At 31.2% G+C, this 17,979-nt stretch carries 17 protein-coding genes; 7 read left to right on the forward strand and 10 right to left on the reverse strand.

Features of this window, described 5'->3' with window-relative positions:
- Nucleotides 1-16: 16 nt before the first annotated feature.
- The 10 genes from T479_RS06975 to T479_RS07020 form a co-directional block, all read right to left on the reverse strand.
- Nucleotides 17-658, reverse strand: a complete 642-nt coding sequence (locus tag T479_RS06975; RefSeq protein WP_025219043.1) for a phage tail domain-containing protein — start codon at nt 656-658, stop codon at nt 17-19.
- 11 nt (nt 659-669) lie between these two features.
- The gene (locus T479_RS06980) at nt 670-1,326 is read right to left on the reverse strand and encodes a hypothetical protein (RefSeq protein ID WP_025219044.1); all 657 of its coding nucleotides are present in this window, start codon (nt 1,324-1,326) and stop codon (nt 670-672) included.
- Complete coding sequence (locus T479_RS22760) at nt 1,326-1,922, reverse strand: distal tail protein Dit (protein WP_025219045.1); 597 nt, start codon at nt 1,920-1,922, stop codon at nt 1,326-1,328. Before T479_RS22760 ends, T479_RS06980 begins: the two co-directional genes overlap by 1 nt.
- A complete protein-coding gene (locus T479_RS06990; protein ID WP_025219046.1) occupies nt 1,922-8,305 on the reverse strand; it encodes a peptidoglycan DD-metalloendopeptidase family protein in 6,384 nt (2,127 codons plus the stop codon). Before T479_RS06990 ends, T479_RS22760 begins: the two co-directional genes overlap by 1 nt.
- Before the next feature lie 156 nt (nt 8,306-8,461).
- Nucleotides 8,462-8,956: a YomO family phage-derived protein gene (locus T479_RS06995; RefSeq protein ID WP_025219047.1), complete on the reverse strand. Its 495-nt coding sequence runs from the start codon at nt 8,954-8,956 to the stop codon at nt 8,462-8,464.
- A gap of 71 nt (nt 8,957-9,027) precedes the next feature.
- On the reverse strand, nt 9,028-10,026 hold the full coding sequence (locus tag T479_RS07000) for a YomU family phage tail tube protein (protein WP_025219048.1): 999 nt from the start codon (nt 10,024-10,026) through the stop codon (nt 9,028-9,030).
- A 22-nt stretch (nt 10,027-10,048) separates the two neighbouring features.
- Entirely contained in the window at nt 10,049-10,819 is a 771-nt protein-coding gene (locus tag T479_RS07005; protein ID WP_025219049.1) for a hypothetical protein, read from the reverse strand.
- Nucleotides 10,816-11,358, reverse strand: a complete 543-nt coding sequence (locus tag T479_RS07010; RefSeq protein ID WP_025219050.1) for a YomW family phage-derived protein — start codon at nt 11,356-11,358, stop codon at nt 10,816-10,818. Before T479_RS07010 ends, T479_RS07005 begins: the two co-directional genes overlap by 4 nt.
- A gap of 233 nt (nt 11,359-11,591) precedes the next feature.
- Nucleotides 11,592-12,062, reverse strand: coding sequence for a hypothetical protein (locus T479_RS07015; RefSeq protein WP_025219051.1), 471 nt, complete (start codon nt 12,060-12,062; stop codon nt 11,592-11,594).
- A gap of 75 nt (nt 12,063-12,137) precedes the next feature.
- Nucleotides 12,138-12,647: a hypothetical protein gene (locus T479_RS07020; RefSeq protein ID WP_025219052.1), complete on the reverse strand. Its 510-nt coding sequence runs from the start codon at nt 12,645-12,647 to the stop codon at nt 12,138-12,140.
- 282 nt (nt 12,648-12,929) lie between these two features.
- Here T479_RS07020 and T479_RS07025 point away from each other — a divergent pair, with 282 nt between their 5' ends.
- The 7 genes from T479_RS07025 to T479_RS07055 all read left to right on the forward strand — a co-directional run bounded on the left by T479_RS07025 (nt 12,930) and on the right by T479_RS07055 (nt 17,974).
- Entirely contained in the window at nt 12,930-14,243 is a 1,314-nt protein-coding gene (locus T479_RS07025) for a ParB N-terminal domain-containing protein (protein ID WP_025219053.1), read from the forward strand.
- Nucleotides 14,244-14,258: 15 nt separating this feature from the next.
- The gene (locus T479_RS07030) at nt 14,259-15,245 is read left to right on the forward strand and encodes a phage lytic cycle repressor MrpR family protein (RefSeq protein ID WP_025219054.1); all 987 of its coding nucleotides are present in this window, start codon (nt 14,259-14,261) and stop codon (nt 15,243-15,245) included.
- A gap of 261 nt (nt 15,246-15,506) precedes the next feature.
- On the forward strand, nt 15,507-15,971 hold the full coding sequence (locus T479_RS07035) for a hypothetical protein (RefSeq protein ID WP_025219055.1): 465 nt from the start codon (nt 15,507-15,509) through the stop codon (nt 15,969-15,971).
- Nucleotides 15,972-16,055: 84 nt separating this feature from the next.
- On the forward strand, nt 16,056-16,313 hold the full coding sequence (locus T479_RS07040) for a hypothetical protein (RefSeq protein WP_025219056.1): 258 nt from the start codon (nt 16,056-16,058) through the stop codon (nt 16,311-16,313).
- Nucleotides 16,314-16,349: 36 nt separating this feature from the next.
- Nucleotides 16,350-16,538: a hypothetical protein gene (locus tag T479_RS07045; RefSeq protein WP_025219057.1), complete on the forward strand. Its 189-nt coding sequence runs from the start codon at nt 16,350-16,352 to the stop codon at nt 16,536-16,538.
- Nucleotides 16,539-16,647: 109 nt separating this feature from the next.
- Entirely contained in the window at nt 16,648-17,298 is a 651-nt protein-coding gene (locus T479_RS22765; protein WP_025219058.1) for a 3D domain-containing protein, read from the forward strand.
- Between the two features lie 145 nt (nt 17,299-17,443).
- Complete coding sequence (locus T479_RS07055) at nt 17,444-17,974, forward strand: NfeD family protein (protein ID WP_025219059.1); 531 nt, start codon at nt 17,444-17,446, stop codon at nt 17,972-17,974.
- Nucleotides 17,975-17,979: the final 5 nt, after the last annotated feature.

Raw genomic sequence — 17,979 nt, forward strand, 5'->3', positions numbered from 1 at the left:
CCTCCTTTCACTGAAGTTATTGTTGAATAAATTGATGCTGATACCTAATATGCATATCAAAATCACCGTTTGCTTGAATGTAGTTCTTTCCAACAACTAAATCTAAAAATTCATCATTATGATCATCATAGCGATAGACCCCTAAATTTTGTCTATTTGACACGATTTCTTCTTTTTGACAATGAATATAAACTTCTTCGTTATCAATTAAATTTTGCAATTGCATTTTTTGATTTGTCACGGTATTAATGATTTCGATTGATCCATTTCCGTTTCTTTTAGTAATCCAAAGCTTAGGTTTTAAATTGAAATCACCCAAGTTTTCTATAACGGCACATGGATCAAAATCAATAGAAAATGCTTGAATATATGGCTTTTGATACTCTTTAGTAGTACTCATGACAATTTTATAGCGAAAAGACAAGTTTTGAAGACCGTATTGATCTAGTAAATCGGTACTATTAAAATTTATTGGTACCCAATTTGTCCAATCGACTGTATCGTATGAAACTGAATAATAAAATTCGACTTGTTGGGCATGGATATTTATAATACTTGCCGCAATCGTAGTAAAATATTTATGAGCATTAGTAGAAATTGAATGAATTTTAGAGATATAAGAGCCTTTTACGTTTAGAACAGCACCCCATTTTTTCATAATAAGCACCCCTATTCAATTTTGCCAAACGGTCTGAACTCACAGCTACTGCCAATCCGTTTCCATTTAATTGTTTTTGCTTTACGCCAAACGACAGAGCCATCAATAGATGTAATTCCATTTTGAATAGCAGTCCATTCAGGTTCAGTTGTTGAAGACAATCCTGCTGTTTCGCAAATATAGTAGTATTGTTTATTACCGTTAGTAGGATAAATAATATCGCCTACTTCATAGTTATATTCTTTGCGCCAATTGTTTCCGTTTGTATCGTAGAACTCTTGATTTAATCCAGTAAGGTAGGTAGGGGAGCTAGTTGAACTTCTACCATCCACTACACATTCGTACAAACCACCATTATCTGGAACAGCTTTTATTAACTCGCCAACCACATATTCTTTATTCCTTATTCTCGATTTAGCATGAATGCCTTCTCTTGTGGCAACCCAGCCAATATGGCTCCCAATGGCAGGTGTTTTGTTCCATATCACATGACCGATTGCGTAGAAAGTATTTTCATTTAAATCTTCAATAGACTGTACTGTAGATTTCAAGTATTTTTCCAGCTTAGAAAAATTTTTACCATAGTTGATAATGGTCTCTTTAATATCATCTTGTTCAAAGGTATCTTCTGTTACAATTTTTAAGTCCAATTTAGTTGTAGTTTCCATTAAATATCACTCCATCTTAAAGTATTTGCATATAAAGTGCCCCAAGTGTTCGTTAGTTCATCGATAGTTAATCCATTGGAAGTGAGTTTCATATTATACAATTGTCCTTCCGCAAATGTAGCGGTATCATCTTTTAGCAGATAGCGCTTATTAGCTTCTCTGAACGCGACTTTATCTATTATTTGTTCATGAGAATAGCTATAAGGGGAGTTGCATCGGAAAGTTAACTCGACAAATCCTTGTTTGAGCCCATTATGAATTAATTGAGAATCACCTTCTACAAGTGCATACATCACTCGATTAGGATTAGAATCAAAGACTAGTGGCTTGTAATAGGGCTGAAAGAGCCAACGTGCAATTTTTCTCAAGTCGTGCGCATTAACCCAATCATCAATATAAAAAGACAATGTAAAAGAGAGTGGATCATGTTCCACTCTCTGAAAGTAAGGTGTTTCATTATTGGCGATTTTCTTTTCGATAATGCGACGTTGCGGTAAAAAATTCTCTTCGAATAATTTACCCGAAGACCATCCAATATAAACGCCCATATCCTTTGATGAAATATGATCATACATAAAATGAATAGATTCTAACACTAAGTTCTCATTCCTTTCTTACGTAGTAAGTTATCGTTAATCATTTTGCTAAATTTATTAAGATCATTCATATCGCCATTCATTTTATCGATATTGAATTCAATGTTTATGTTGCCGTATGTAGCCCCTTCAGAATGATAAGATTTTAACATTGACGTTTCAGGCAAACGGAATGAAGAAGGGGATAGGGCACTAAAAATTTTATCCATGACATTAATGGAGTTAAACAAACCTTTAGTATCTGCCGAATCTAACATAATTTCATTTGGATGTGCGATGATTGCTTTACCACCTTTACCATCAATACCACTTCCAGACCAATTCATATACCCGCCTGAATCTAATGATGCTATATGACTTCGAAAATAATCTTGTAATTTAGGGTTTTGAATAAATTCTATGTAATTTTGCATCATATTTTTTAATTGGGATTTTTGAGTTGCATTTAAAGTATTAGTTATCTCTCTGTAACCTGCATTCGTCTGGATTTTTGAACCTTGATCTCTACCAGCTTTAGCCATATTATCAGCAGTATTACGTAATATTTGTTGCTGTATAGGGTCACTAATTTGGTCGACCAACACATCCTTAAAGTATTTAGCAGTTAACACCCTAGAATCTCCTAGGCTTATTGAAGCACCAATACCATATTTAGAAGCATTGTTATAGGAGTTTTCAGAAGAGCCACCTATAGCACCACCATTTAAAAACTGATTAAAGTATTTTGAATAGGCTCCATCGTTAATATTAGATTGTTCTTTAAAGTATGCTTTTAAAGTTTCCATCTCAGCTTGAGTTAGTCCAGATATCGCAGAATCAAAACTAATATCTTTTGAAATATTATTAGCTCCTTGGTTGCGACCTGCTTCCCCATAAATATTCCCTTTATAATGAGCTTGTTCCTTTTCAGCACCTGTCAACATATTCGCGACATTATCAGTTAAAAATTTTCCTAGTAGCACTTTTAAGTGTGCTTCAGATAAATTCCCTTTTGATGAAGTACCATTGCCGTAATTTTTATCAATCTCAGGATTATAGCCTTCTGGTAAACCATTTGATTCAACTTGTGAAGCCTTAAATTTATCAATTAAATTTAAGGCTTCTTGTAGTTGGTCTATAACATTTAAACGAATAGATATACCAACTGCTTCCATAGTGCCATTCATTGTATCTTTTAATCCTGGCATGGTTAAATTCATTTCATTAATATATCCTTGGAAATCGGCAGTAATTTTATCAAAGTTTTTTGCCATAATGTCTTCTCTTAATTGTGCAAACTTTCGTTCATCATTAAGTAAATCATTATAATGTTTTTCCCAATACTCTTTTTCACGGTTAATGTTGTTGAGGACATTTTCATGTTCATTCTCTTGAAGCTTGGTTTTTTCGTCTATTTCTTCTTCTTTTGTTTCAAGTGCATCATTTAAAGACTCTTTACGTAATTCAATTTCTCGATCATGTCTACGTTCGGCAATTTGTTTATCAATTTCAGCTAGTTGTTCTTGCAGTTTTTTTCGCTTAGATTTTGCTTCATGTGAGTTATCAAGTAGTAATAGGTTATATTGGCTTTGGGCAGTATTTCTTTCTTTTTCCATATCGCCTATTTCCATTTCATAATCACGTTCAGATTCTTGCCTATCTAGAAGCTTTAATTTATCCTCTACATTCTTTCTAAATAAATCCATTTCATCTTGAAGATTATTCATGATTTTTTCATGTTTTTCATTTTCTTGATTGACTTCATCTTCAATTAATTTCATATGCTCATCTCTACGTTCTTGAACATAATCTTTATATGCGGAAATTAAATCATTCGCAATTTTTTCTAATTTGGATTTATTAGCTTCTTCAAGCTGTTTTTTATAATCTTTTACTGCCAATGTGGCATTAATATAAGCTAAAGTTTCCGCTTTTAATAAATCTTCAGTTTTCTTGGCATCTTCAATTGTTATATCTTGTCGTTTTAATTCTTCAGCTAAATTATTGCTTGTTTCTAAATGTTTCTCTGCGATTTTTTTTTGCTGCTTTAGCATGATATCAGTATATTTGGCATAGTCTGCAGAACCTTCTTCATACATTTTACGAATTGCTTCTGCTCTATCTTGCCCAAATTGCATATCGGCAATAGCTACATCAGATTGGGTTTTAATATTAATAATGATTTCATAATTATTTTTTTGTAAATCAAGCTGGAGTTGTTTAATGTCCGTTTTTAATTCGGTCGCTCTATCATTTGCTTTCGTTAATGCCTCGCCAAATAATTGGCCATTATTAATTAATTTTTGAATATCACTTAATTCTTGACGATTAATGTTTTGTTTTTCACTCATTGTTTTATTAATTTTTTCAAGTGATCGTTGATATTTGAGTGATGCAGTATCGAGTTCATTTAAAACCAAATACTCGTAATCAAGGGCGGAATCTTTCGTTTTACGTTTATCTTCAAAGGAATTGATTAGATCTTCTACAAGGTTTACATACGACTCTAGTTTTGCCGTATCAACATCAACAATTGCAAAATCAATTTCGCTATTGATTTTCCCTAATTCGTGTAATTTTTCAGTATACTCATCGACGACAGAGGCGGATAGTTGACCACTATTAATAAATTGTTTTAATTGCTCAATTTCAGCAACATTTATTTTCCTTTTTTCAATTAAAGCTTGTGCTTGCTTATCTAATTCATTACGGTACTCCTTTGATGATTCTTTATATTTCTTTAAACGATTAGCACTATTTTCAAGGAATTTATCATAATTAGATTTCTTATATTCGAATGGAAGTAAGTAAGCATCTATAATTTCTTTTTCTAATTTTGCAATCGCTTCTTTTTGATTTAAAATATCCATTTGCAAATTGATTAGTTCAGATTTTGCTTGATCAATTGCTTGTTGTCCACTTGCAGTAACATTTGATGAATCAGGTATTGTGCCTGAATTTGCATTTTTATAATAAGCTGTTGGGTCAATTTTTTGGCCGTTTTTACGCGCTTCATAATGAAGGTGGGGACCAGTTGTCCGTCCTTCTTCTCCTATGTCACCAATATAGGTCCCTGCTTGAACGTATTCACCAACTTTGGCTACAGTTTTATCTAAATGAGCATAAAGGTGTTCAATGCCCGAATCATCTCTAATGACTACAATATTTCCATATGTATCATCTTCATTATTTTTTACAGCGTTACCTGCTTTTACGACAGTACCAGATACGTTTGCTTCTAATCGGGTCCCTTTTTTAGCTGATATATCTATACCTGAATGTTTATCTGGTTGACCAGTAATAGGATCTAGACGTCCTCCGTAAGAACTTGTAATTTTACCCGACCATCCACTTATTTTTTTTGCAGTATTTGATGTCGATTCATTACTTGTAATCACACCGGTTTTATTGATTTTTGATGAAGAGATTTGAGATTGAATGGAGCTGGCTTGTCTTTCTATAATAGATAATTTATCTTTTTCTAGTTTTAATTGCTGTTCTAGTGATTTTCGATATTCTTCAGAATGCTTAGGAAAAGTAGATTGAAGTTTTACTTGCTTTTGAATTTCAAGATTTAGGTTTTCTAGCGACATTTTATATTTGTCAGTAACATAAATGGATTGTTGGGTTGTTTTATTAGCGTTTTTTTCAGCTGTATTTACTGAAGCGACATTATTACCAATTTTGCTTAATTCTTCACCGTATTGTATTTGTAATTTTTTTAAATCAACTAATTTAGCTTTTTTAGGAGTTACTTTATCAGCTGTTCTATGATAACTCATTTCATTTTGTAGATTTGTTATGTCCGATGAAGAAGATGGGTTGTCTATTTTATCACTTATTTCTTCAAGTGCTGCAATCTCACAATTAATAATTGTAATACGTTTATTCGTTTCAAGTGCAAGATCAAGAGTGGCTTTTTGTTCCTCAGTAAGTTTATTTTCACGAAACAATCTATAGGCATTTAATAATGCAGCATTTGCCTTATTTTCTGCGCTCATCATATTTATTTTTTCTGAAGAAAGACCAATAAATTTATAATCATTGTTCATGAGTTCTGGATAGACAGAAGCTAAATCTTGTATAATTTTGTATCGATTATTTAATAAATCTTTTACATGTTGTTCTTTTTCAGTTAATTGTTCTTTGTTAAAAATATCTATTAAAGTCTGTTGAGAATAACCAGCTAATTGATTTGTTAAGGCTTCATAACTAAATAAAGAATCATCTAAAGCATCTACATAAGTACTTGAAATACCTAATGATTCTTCAGTCACGTCTTTATAGTTCTTCATTTTGGAGGCAAGATTATCTAGTTCATTGCCTGATGCTGTAGCACCTGAAGTGAAATTGTGAAGTGACAAGCCAGTTGAATTCATTACATTTTTATATTTATTGTAATCAGTAGTTATACTTCCAAGATGTCTTTTTAAGCCTTCTTGAATAGAAGCTAGTTTGCTATCATCTATATCAGGATAAGCTATTTTTAATTGATCTTTTATTCCGTTGAAATAATCTTCTACTTCTTTTTGCCTTTCTATAAACTTTTCTGGAGAAGCATATTCCAGTTTACTGAATTGAGAGTTAATATTATTTATAAAATCAGAAGCATTTGTATTCTGAAATAAAGTTTCTAACGCAGAGTTTAAATTTTGGACTTCACTTGTATTCGATGAAAAAATTAATTGAGAACTAAGCGTTTGAGCTAGATCAATAGAACTTCCTTTTATATTTTCATTGTTACTGATGATAGATTCTAAGTTCTCAATATAGCCTGTTTTTATTTCAGAGGATACTTTATTTAATTCGAGAGATGGGTCTTGTAGTAATTTAATGTATCGTTCTGTACTTGATATTAATGAATTTAAGTATTTAACATCTTCTTCTGTTCCTCCTATTTTGGCATCTGCTAGTTTATTTTTAAGCTCAGGAAGTAATTTTTCCAATTTTTCAACAGAGTTATAAATAGGTATATTTTCATCCCAAAAGTTTTCTTTTTTCTCGAAAAAATCTATTTTATAATTGGGACTTACATTTTTGTAGATATTAGAGTCATTTATGTTGGCAAACATTTTAAGTTTACTTTCAATATTGGACTTATGATTATCATAGCTATCTAATTTATCCTCAATGAAATTTACTCTAGTTTTATCTTCCTCAGATTTAGCATTTTCTATTTCTTTCTCAATTTCTAATTGCTCTTTTAACAATGCTGTTTTTATTTTAATAGATTCAACTGACCCCACCATTTTCTTGCCATATTCTTCTTCACCTGTGGCTAGTGAAGGGAGAAGCGTAGCTAATTCATTTTGAATATCACGATACTCTGCAAGGGTATTATTATCAGCATTCCCATTGTTAACAATTTCGCTTAATCGTTCATATTTAGGAATTAAACTATCGATTGTAATTGAATTTTGGTTATAAGTATCCAGCATTTCTTTTTGAGAGGCTTTAAAATCTTCTGCCTTTTGCTTTGCTTTTGCGATGCTTTCACTAATTTTCCCTATAACAAAGTCAACAGCCATAAGGCCTAAGCCGATGCCTGTTGCAGATAATAGTGATCTTCCAAACGTCGCTACAGTTGTGCCAGCGGTTGAAAAGGTCTCTTTCAGTGTGGTTGTTGTTTCTATTGCACCCACTAATGTATCAGTAAGAGAAGTAGAGTTTTGGGCGGTTTCTATTGTATTTTTATTAAAACCTATAATTCCTTGATTAATTTTTTCTAGTTGGCTTGAGATTTCTGATATACCAGCGATGTTGAAACCTTCACCGAATTGAATGTCTGTAATCTGAGAGTTTAAATCTGTAATTTGAGCCGTTAATTGTTCAAAGTCCGTGTTGTTTGCATAGCCATTATATAATGCGTAAAAGTTGGATAATGTTGTTTCGAGATTTTGCAGACTTTGTTGAGTTTCTTGTACACCATTTAATTGAAAATGGTTGAAACTTACTTTTTCTACTTCGTTTTTTAATTGCTTTACGAGTTGCTCTAGTGATTGTAAGTCACCAGTAGGAATATTTGCTAAATGCTTATAAAATTGTTTTACATTTATATTGCTATCATCGACTGCTTCATTAAACTTAGCTATCGAATTTACTGATGTGGTTATTTGTTGTTTGAATTCTTCAAATCGTGAAAGGGTAGGGGATGATTCACTTCCAATATTTTGAATTTGTGAATTTAACGTGTTTAATTGCTGTTGTAGGGCAATAATTTGCTGTTCGTATTCCATAAATGGATTCGTATTAAAACCTTTTACGTCTAGGTTTACTGTAAATGTATTAATGTTTTTTAATCTCTCTATGTAGGTATTAATATTCTTTTTTGAAACTTCGTCATTGACTCCTAGTGCGACTAATAAATTCATTGGTTTATTTGATCGTGTACGGTTAGTACTCAATAGTTTTTCCCTCCTAATATGAGATAAAACAAGAATACAGCCCTAAAATAGTAACTGTATTCTTGTTTTATCTAATTTTCTACGAATATATAAATATCCTAAAATGTTCAAATACCCACCTAAAAAGGTAGGGGAGTAGTTCAAAATTTTAACTATTTATTTTTCTATTTTGGCATTGGATTCTAATTTACTCATTAATAGCTTTTCGAGCTCCAAAAACTGGATGCTTATATTGAATTGCTTACTAATTTCTTCGAGAACATGCGAGATTTCTTGAACAGAGAACATGTCCATTAGGAATAGGTCATACCAGCCAAGCTCTACTAGATTGTGCATCGTAGCAAAGTGAGTTTCAATTGATTTATCTTTCAGTTCAGCTTTTAGTTCAGTAAAATGTTTGATAATTAAAAAGAGAATATAGTGTTGTAATTCATGGTCATTTTTAAAGAAATCCAAGTTGTTTTGTTGAACATATTCAAATGTACTTGCTAAATCATTAATTAACATTGTTTTTCTGCGTTTACTGAACTTTGGATAGTAATAAATAAATTTTCCAAGATTTTTATCAATGTAAAACTTTTGCTTTTTGTTTAGCTCATCAGCATTTTTTTGAATATCTACTAAAGTTAATTTCGTTTCACGTTTAGCCATTTTCTCGACTCCTTCTTTTAGAATAAAAATGGTAGAGAATTATATTCTCTACCATTTTTAAATTAATTTATTTAAATGACATCTACAGTAATTGTTTCAATATATGTACCATCTGTTACTTCAATAACTGTTTGGCCATTCGTTGCAGCACTTGCGCCTAACGTTACAACACCATTAGTATCGACAGTTGCAATTGTTGGATTTTTTGAAGTCCATGTTAGATCACTGTTTTGTAAAAGTACATTACTGTAACCAGGACCGCGAATACCTAGTACAGTGATTTTTTGTGAATCTCCAGGAACAGCTGAATCAAGAACTAAACGAGAAGGATTTGAAGCTAATGCTGTAACTTGTACCTTTTCATCCGTTAAATTACGAAGTTTAATGTAGGCGTAGTTTCCTTTTTTATCAGCCAGTGAGCTACCTGCAAGAGAAGAAGAAGCTACACCTTCGTGCGTCATGGAAATTTCCACTGCACCATTTGGTTTAAAGTTAGGCACTTCAATAATGACTTCACCTGTTTTCCCATTGTTAGAGCGAATATCTACATTTAATTCCATACGCACAGCTTTCGGGAATGAATCAGCTGAGATTTCAATCGTATCCATCATTTCCTGTACTGCATAGACAACCTGCACTTCTTTACCAGCTAAAGTTGGAATTGAGATATCTTTACCAGTTGGAGTGGATTGGGAGAACGTGCCGTTTAATTGTTCCACATGGACTTTGCCAATAGGCGTATCAGTTAACGATCCTTTCCCATTTTCATCAAGTAAAATAATTTCATCTGTATAGAATTCCGCTAATTGATGATTAATTTCTGTCCCATTTTGCAAAGCAATATAAGCCGTATCGAATGCGGCATCTTCAATGGAGAATGTCAATTCTTTTTGGTAGTTAAGTTCATAAACTTTTTTAGAGCCTTTCCCTGCATGAATTGCTTGTGTTTGAATTGCTTGTGTCATTGATGAATTTAATAATGTTTTCCCATTAAGAATTAATTCATCTGTTAAACGATCAAATAAACGAACATTTGCTACTGAAGTTAAAAATTGATTTTGTTGTGTCATAATAAATTACCATCCTTTTAGATTATTGTTTTTTATTGAAACTGGGATCAAGTCCTAGTTGTTTCATTTGTTTATCAAATGCAGTTTTTGTCATAATGACATCTTCATTTTTCTTTGGTTCTTCTATATGTCCTAACCAATGGGGGAGATCTTGCTCATTTTTAAATTCAACCATACCGGAATAACGAGCATTTAAAATTGCATCGCTACTAATCATATAATCCATACGTACTAATCCTTTGTGAAATTGATAAAGGGTTAAGTTTTGTATTTCGTGATAGGGGAGCCCAGATTTACAATGATAGGCTACTATTTGCTGCTCTATATCTGCTTGTCTTGTTTTTCTTTTAGCCATAAATGCACGCGCATCTTGAATCGCTTTTTTAGTATCTGGGTCGATAAATTCATCATCTAAATCGATTAGGTTTTGCTCACTAATAATGGTCTTGATTTTATCAAAGTCACGTTCGTGTAAGGAAATTCCGTCGACAATAATAAACGCCATACCTTTTTCATTGACAGTTAACTGTATGTTTTCTGTTTTAAAGATCAGCCGGTATAATGCCAATAGCTTTACTATTAAATCATTACCATCTTTATTTTGGGAGAGAGCTAGGAGAAACATGAAATAAGACATTCTAATGACTTCGGGTTCTTGAAAATCATTTTTAGGCAAAAGTAAACATTGTACACAATCGTAAAATTCATCAGCATCCTTCATTCGGATAGGATGAAGATGTAAACCCTTGTAAGGGGTGGGCTTGCCAAATGCTTTTATTGTTGAAATGCTCATTTTTGATAACCTCGTGCTTTTTGGTCGGAAGGGAGGATGTAAGTCCAACGATAACCTACAAAACCATTAGGCATATTTAATAGTGGCATCCCACTATGGAATCTCAACTCATTTAATTCTCCTTGTTCCCCATGAAATAGTACTTCATTAAGCGCTTCACCCAGCCAATCAAGTCGAAAATCTACGTTATTAATTGAATTGGGTGTATAAATATCGAAAATATATTGTTGCGTGCTACAATAAGGGTTATCTATAAATTGTTTTGTTTTGTTAAGATAATGTTTTTGAGGTGTTCGTGAACCGGTATATAAACATATTCGACAAAAAGAAGAATCCATTGTTAAATCGTTTGTTTTGTCTCCAATTACAAGTAAATTGTTTATAATAAGATCTTTTTCAGGTAACATAGATACCTCAATTTTGGACTCATCCAGTGGGTCGTTTACATCATCTTTTGGTAAATAATATAGTAAACGAAGTAATTTTTTATCATTTATCAATAGTTGATAAAATGTAGATAAATTATTTACAATTTTCATTCTCCTTTGTCCTCACTTCCTAAGAGAAGGGTATATTTCTGAAGGTTTCGTTTGTTTTTTTACATTAATTCATGCAATGGCATCACCTACTATTTATTTATTGAATTTAAGCTTAAACATTATGTACTTATTGAAAATTTTTATATGAAACCTTCATGATGTATCCATGCAAAGTGCCATAGATACATTTGAAACCTTCATTATGTGTTTTTAAATTAATTCATCTATTTAACTTACTCCTCTTCTACCTCTTCAATGCCGAAAGTAATAGCTTCTAAATAGGAAGTATTTGAAAAAGTGTTATGTCTTGTTGATCCCTTTTTGATTTCCTTTTGTTTATAATGAGATAGTACATAATTATCTTGCAAGCGATGCTGCCCCCCTTGGCTTTTAAGTAATTGAGTGATTTCTCTACGTCTTTTATTACGTTTTTTTGTTTCTTTAATAAACTTCAAATTCTCTTCTTCTAAAAGTAATTCCTCTTTTGTGAAATAACCTTTTGTTAAATAATAACCTATCATGTCCAATAGAATTAATGTATTATATGTATTTGCTGTGATGCTAAAATATAACTCTAACGGAATTTCTTCGCCTTTATAAGTTAATTTTTCATTTTCTAGCATACATCTTATATACTGAACTCTTTCCTCAATTGGAAGATTTACATTCAGCTCTACGATAGCGTGAGGTAATTGTAGTTTCATATAAATGCTCCTTCTACTTATTAAGTTGACTAGTGTATCTAAAAAACTACTATTTTCGCCCAAATATTTTTTCCCTTACTTTTTGCATTTTTTACACTGTGAATGATATAAATCTTTGCTACTGTTGTTTATGCTATAAAATTCATCAGTAGCAGGAAGCACTTCTTTACATTTGCTACATCGTTTCGATTTTAAATGCAATTTCTCCGTATAAACAGTTTTTCTCCATTGTCGATCATTTTCTTGTTTTATTCGTGAGCAAATGGTAGATAGTCTGCGTCCCACTGTTTTAATAGGAATTTCTAAAAGCTGTCCAATTTTATGGTATGAATAGTCTTTAGCTATGTAGGTAAGTAATTTTATCTGTTCCTCGTTCAAACTTTTTTTAATTAATTCATCTAAATCAATAAATAAACTAATAACATCCGTATTCATTTTTAAAGTGCTAGACGTACAGCCTCCTTGGTTTCCATTTAACAACGTATCATCGATCGAACCTCTATACGTCAATAATTCCTTAATTACTGTTTCATCTGATAATACTAATTGTTTGAATCGCGCATCTTTAGCTGTTTGATGAGCCAATAACATCGTCTCCTTTCATTTAATTCAGTCGCTCTTAATGTTATTATAGTCGTAACATAGAATTATTCAACATATTTTTAATTAATTCATTTATAAAAAATTTCCGATATACATATTTACTGTGTTTCTACCTATATAAAGGTATTTTAAAAATTTTTAACAAAGTTTCAATCAATTGATTATAACTTTAATTAATTCATTTATAATAGTTACATTTTAATTTCTCGTATGGTACTATTGAAATAATTAGATAATTAATGGAAAAACGAGGGAGTGTAAACGTTGAAAATTGGTAAAACCCGCGAATTATTAATTGAAGAGATTATAGCTAAAATTCCATTAATCGTTCAGAATGATTTATTTTTAGATGAAATGGCTATTCAACTCAATAGACATAACATAAATATCGGAAATATTTTAGAAATGATTAACGACGAAGATGTATTACAAGAAGCAAATTTATTTGAGTTATTATTATTAGGTGAACAATTTAATTTAAAACTTAAAGAAACTAATTCAAATTGGATAGAGGAATGGTTAAATCCTTCTGAAATCAAAGAATTAAGATTGTATAAAAGAGTGTCACCTTATGAAGAGACTATCAGTTTACCTTATTCTTTTGAAAATGTGATAAAAACAGGACATAACGAATTCACTGCAGTGATACCAAATGCAATCATTGGGAAGTTGTGGATGAGTGGTATTACGATGTATAACCCCAATATTCAGCGACAAGCAAAAAAGAAAAAGCTAAAAAGCGAAATAATAGAAGTGATGAATCTAAATCCTAAATCATTACGTGAGATTGAAAAACAAACTTTAAATGGAGATTTGATTACTTCTACTTTGAGATACAATGCTAAAGTTGGTACAGGGAATGAAGGAGTGGAATTATTTTATGATGACAAGGAAAAAACGCTGACTTTGTTAGAAGGTACTATATTGGATGTATTAGATGGTGCACATAGAACGTTCTCTATTTATAACGCCTATATGAAAAAGACTGAACTAGAGGGAAATATGATTGTTATCTTTTCAAATATGACAGAAGCACAATGCAAAAGAGTTCAAGTAGATATGGCAAAAGCTAATCCGATTCCAAAACCAAGATTGCAAGAATTGGCTAAAGATAAGTTATCGGATGAAGTGGTGATTGAATTAAAGGTGGAAGGGGAATTGAAGGGAAGGATCACTTCAAGTTCTAATATTAAATATTCATATGGTGAAGTCGTTACTTTTTCAGAGCTTTCAAATGCAATCGAAAGTAGCTTTCAATTGGAAAGTCGAATAGAGGTAGTAAAGGTAGCCAAAGTGATTAATGACTATATGATGTATCTTTTTGCATTTTATAAAGAACATTTAAATGATAAAAACTCTTTAATGTTTAGAAATCGAATGTTTAATGGTCATATTGAATTGGCAGCACAAATGCATAATAAAAATATCACATTTGAAGGTTTGAGTAATTACTTAAATCAGCTAGACTTTTCTATTCAAAATCCGTTATGGGAAGAGCTAGGTATTCATCAGTATGGTGGACTTAGCGTTCAAAATAGAAAAAAACTTCGGGAAATATTTAGGAACTTAATCCAATAATGAGGTGTACAACTGATGCTAAAAGATAATGTATTTAATAAGGATATAAAGGAATGGTATTTAGCAACATTAGATGTAAAAGATAATAGTTTAACTACGTATTATTCTCTCTTTAATAAAGCGACACAAATTGAAAATCAAAAAAATAAAGATATTTTTGATATGAATAAAGTGGAGTTAGAAGAACTATTTTATAGCTTAAAATCTCCTAGCCCCCAGCCGTTAAGTGCGTCTATCGGTTTTATTTCTAGATATATCGATTGGGCAATAATGAACGGTTATACAAAAAATCGTTCACAAAGGTTACCGAGCATCATTGATATGGAATACTGTAGTAGATTTGTTTTTAAAGCATCAATTGTAAGATACACTAGAGACCAATTATTTACTTATATGCGTTCATTTGATGACCAAAGACATGCAGTATTTTTATTATGTTTATTCGAAGGAATAAAAGGAGAAGGCTATAGTGAAATACTAAATTTAAAAATGGAAGATTTAAGCGAAGAAAATGGTCATTATTTTGCTAGATTAATAAGTAATAAAGGCTATAAAAGAAAAATAAATATTACAGAAGATCTTTATTGGAAACTTGAAAAATTAGACAAGGTGTCTTCGACAAGTTTAATACCTAAACAAGGACAAAAATACTTCTCTGACAATACCTATATTTTTAAAAAAGCGAATGTAAAAAGTAGTGATATTCAACTGAGAGCTTCCTTCGGAAATAGAGCATTAGAATTAGCAAAAATAGTTTTTGATAATAATAATTTAATTGCTAGCACCATCCAAATCTCAGGGATGATGTGGTATATTTGGGAGATTATTAAAGATGATGAAATAAAAGTAGTGAATAAAGAACTACTTGAGAAAGTGGCCCTTAAATATGATACAGGTTTTGCAAACAAAGATAATAAATATGTAAGTTATTCTGTGCTTAAACATAAATTAGATTTTGATTTTATGAAAAAAAATTATGGACATTTTAATATAGAACTATAGAACTGGTGTGATACCAGTTTTTTTTTATTGCAGAATTTTAAGAGCACTTTTAGAGAATGACATTGACAAGGTTAGCTAGTTTAAGTTTTATCAATTCATTCCTCTAGTTTTCAGGGTATCTTTTTAATTAAACAGTAAATAAAATGTAAAAATTCTCTAAAATAACTTGTAAACGAACATCTGTTCGTGATAAAATAAGAACGAATCTAATATTGTTGAGAAAAATATGTTAGTTTAGTGTAATACTGGGAGGTTATATAAGTGAATGAATTACAAACAACAGCTATTTTAGAGTTAGTTCTTTTCAATGAAAGTAATATCTCACGCGAGTTATTGAAGGACTTTAATGGTGGAATTACAAATGTTATTTTAAGCGATGAGGGAGGAAATATTTTAGAATGTAAATGTATGGACAGTTCTGTATCTAGTTTAATACTAATGGATACTTGGAATGAGGATGAACTAGAATTAATTAAAGGGGTTGATGATACAAAATTTATCTATCAACAATCACAAAATATAGATATTCAATATGATAGTTTAGTTCAATTGGATGATAATCAAGAAAATTTATTTTGTGTTGTGGAGCTTAAAAATATAATTTATTTATATAATGGTTTTTTAAGAAAGTCGATATTTGATGATAGTATTACATGTTTAGAAAGTTTAAAAGAATATCTAAATAATCACTATCCAAAGCATAGAATTTTAGAGAAGATAAGTTAATAACGCATAAATGAAATCGACATAGAAGAATTATTTAAGTGAAATAATTTAAAAATGATATTACATAATAAAGGTTGGGTTCATATGGAAACGATAAATAAATTATTAAAAGAATTGACGTTAGATTTTGGTTATATTTTTGGCGCTGTTAATCAAGGAAGAGTATTTGAAAGTGACATTAATATGAAAGATTTTTTGCATAGAAGTCAAGGGTTTCAATTAAAGTTAAGGGATTTTACAAAGCATGTAGAGGAATTACAAATTCAATCAGAAAAAGAACAAACTTTAGAAAGGTTGAATAAGCTAATTGAATTTTTAGAAAGACAGGTTGATGCTCAATGATTTAAATTATTGCTAAGGTGAAGGGAAGGGAAATACATGAAGGCTTCCAACAACAGAAATTTAAATAGAAATAAAGTTGATCGTTATGCAATGGCTTTAGCCTATCAGGAAATGGGCAAATTGAATTTAAAGATTTCAGAAGAGATGGAGCATTTAGAAATCGAAACAATGAAAACAGTAGAAGCATTTTTAAAGACAATAAATATTTTAATTAAAAATACTTAATACATAGCATTTAATACATAAGATACATAAATATAATAACTATATTGGATGAATTAATATAAAAATTCGATATTTAGAATGGTTTTCTGTTGAAGAGAAAGGTACATTAATGAATGTATATAAAGCAATAACATTTATAGTAATACTACTTTTTATGTTAAAGAACTTTACCTATGAAAATAAAATAACAAATGTAAGCAGCGATAAAGGTGAAGAGTTATTACAATATTCATCAAAACACAAGCTTGCAGCCTCTATGGATATGATTCGCAATAAAGCAATAACATTAAGGCAAGAAAGGTTACAAGTAGAAAAGAAAAAGCAGAAGATAGAACATGAAACTATGCATAAAAAAGGAATAATACCAGTTGAACAAAATAAAAATTCGTTTTCTAAAGAGAAAGGACAAATAAACAGTAATCCAGAGAATCAAGAAACAAGCTCTAAAAAATGGATGCAATTTAATGCATCCTATTATGGACCCGATTGCAATGGATGTAGTGGTATTACAGTTACAGGTATTAATGTTCATGAAACCTACTATTATAATGGAATGAGGATTGTAGCGGTGGATCCTAAAGTTATTTCATTAGGAACAATTGTAGAAATAAGGACGCCTTATGAATCGTTTATTGCAATTGCAGCTGATAAAGGTGGAGCCATCAAAGGTTTTAAGTTAGATATTCTTGTAGAATCTGAAAAAATTGCAACGCAATACGGTAGACATGCTGTGCAATTACGTATTGTCCAACTTCCTTAATATGTGCAGTGTGAAGTTGAAAACTAGCAATTTTAATGGCAAATATAGGACATTGCAAAGAAATTATTGTATTTTTTAAAAATTATGAAACTTTTTCCTTAGGGCATCCGTATAGTAGGTAATATGATGAAAAGGGGTGAACAACTTGACGCTATTTGGCTATTCACTCGAGCAAATTTATTTGGTGGTGTTGATTTTCGCGGGACTTGCAACGATTTTGTTTATGTTTTTCGGCGAAGTAGTCGAGGGCATTGGGGATGGTCTACCGATTTTTAATCCAAGTGTCATTTTATCATTCTTCACATTGATGTCAGCAGCTGGATTTATATTAGAAAAGTTAGCCTTTTTCTCTAGCGCATGGAACATAGGTGTGGCTGCTATCATCGGCGTGATTTTAAGTGCCCTATTTTATTTATTTATTCTTGTTCCACTAAAATCAGCGGATGTTTCATTAGCCTATACGGAACAATCTCTTGAGGGGCAGTTAGGTAAAGTGATTGTACCAATACCAGAAGATGGCTTCGGTGAAGTTGTTATTGAGACAACGAGCGGTATGATTGCAAAGCGCGCAGCAGGCTATGACAATGAGGTCATCGATTATGATTCGACCGTCCTTGTTGTTGAAGTGAAGGAAGGCACTCTTTTTGTAAGAGCCTATGAAAAAAAGTTTATATAAAGGAG

It is taken from the genome of Lysinibacillus sphaericus (assembly GCF_000600105.1).
Taxonomy (GTDB): Bacteria; Bacillota; Bacilli; order Bacillales_A; family Planococcaceae; genus Lysinibacillus; species Lysinibacillus sphaericus.

Bases quoted from the DNA above. Each gene is read 5' to 3' on its own strand.
- T479_RS07030 (WP_025219054.1), top strand. From the start codon at position 14,259: ATGCTAAAAGATAATGTATTTAATAAGGATATAAAGGAATGGTATTTA.
- T479_RS07005 (WP_025219049.1), bottom strand. From the start codon at position 10,819: ATGAGCATTTCAACAATAAAAGCATTTGGCAAGCCCACCCCTTACAAG.
- T479_RS06980 (WP_025219044.1), bottom strand. From the start codon at position 1,326: ATGGAAACTACAACTAAATTGGACTTAAAAATTGTAACAGAAGATACC.
- T479_RS07045 (WP_025219057.1), top strand. From the start codon at position 16,350: ATGAAGGCTTCCAACAACAGAAATTTAAATAGAAATAAAGTTGATCGT.
- T479_RS07015 (WP_025219051.1), bottom strand. From the start codon at position 12,062: ATGAAACTACAATTACCTCACGCTATCGTAGAGCTGAATGTAAATCTT.
- T479_RS07040 (WP_025219056.1), top strand. From the start codon at position 16,056: ATGGAAACGATAAATAAATTATTAAAAGAATTGACGTTAGATTTTGGT.
- T479_RS07010 (WP_025219050.1), bottom strand. From the start codon at position 11,358: ATGAAAATTGTAAATAATTTATCTACATTTTATCAACTATTGATAAAT.
- T479_RS06975 (WP_025219043.1), bottom strand. From the start codon at position 658: ATGAAAAAATGGGGTGCTGTTCTAAACGTAAAAGGCTCTTATATCTCT.
- T479_RS22765 (WP_025219058.1), top strand. From the start codon at position 16,648: ATGAATGTATATAAAGCAATAACATTTATAGTAATACTACTTTTTATG.
- T479_RS06995 (WP_025219047.1), bottom strand. From the start codon at position 8,956: ATGGCTAAACGTGAAACGAAATTAACTTTAGTAGATATTCAAAAAAAT.
- T479_RS07000 (WP_025219048.1), bottom strand. From the start codon at position 10,026: ATGACACAACAAAATCAATTTTTAACTTCAGTAGCAAATGTTCGTTTA.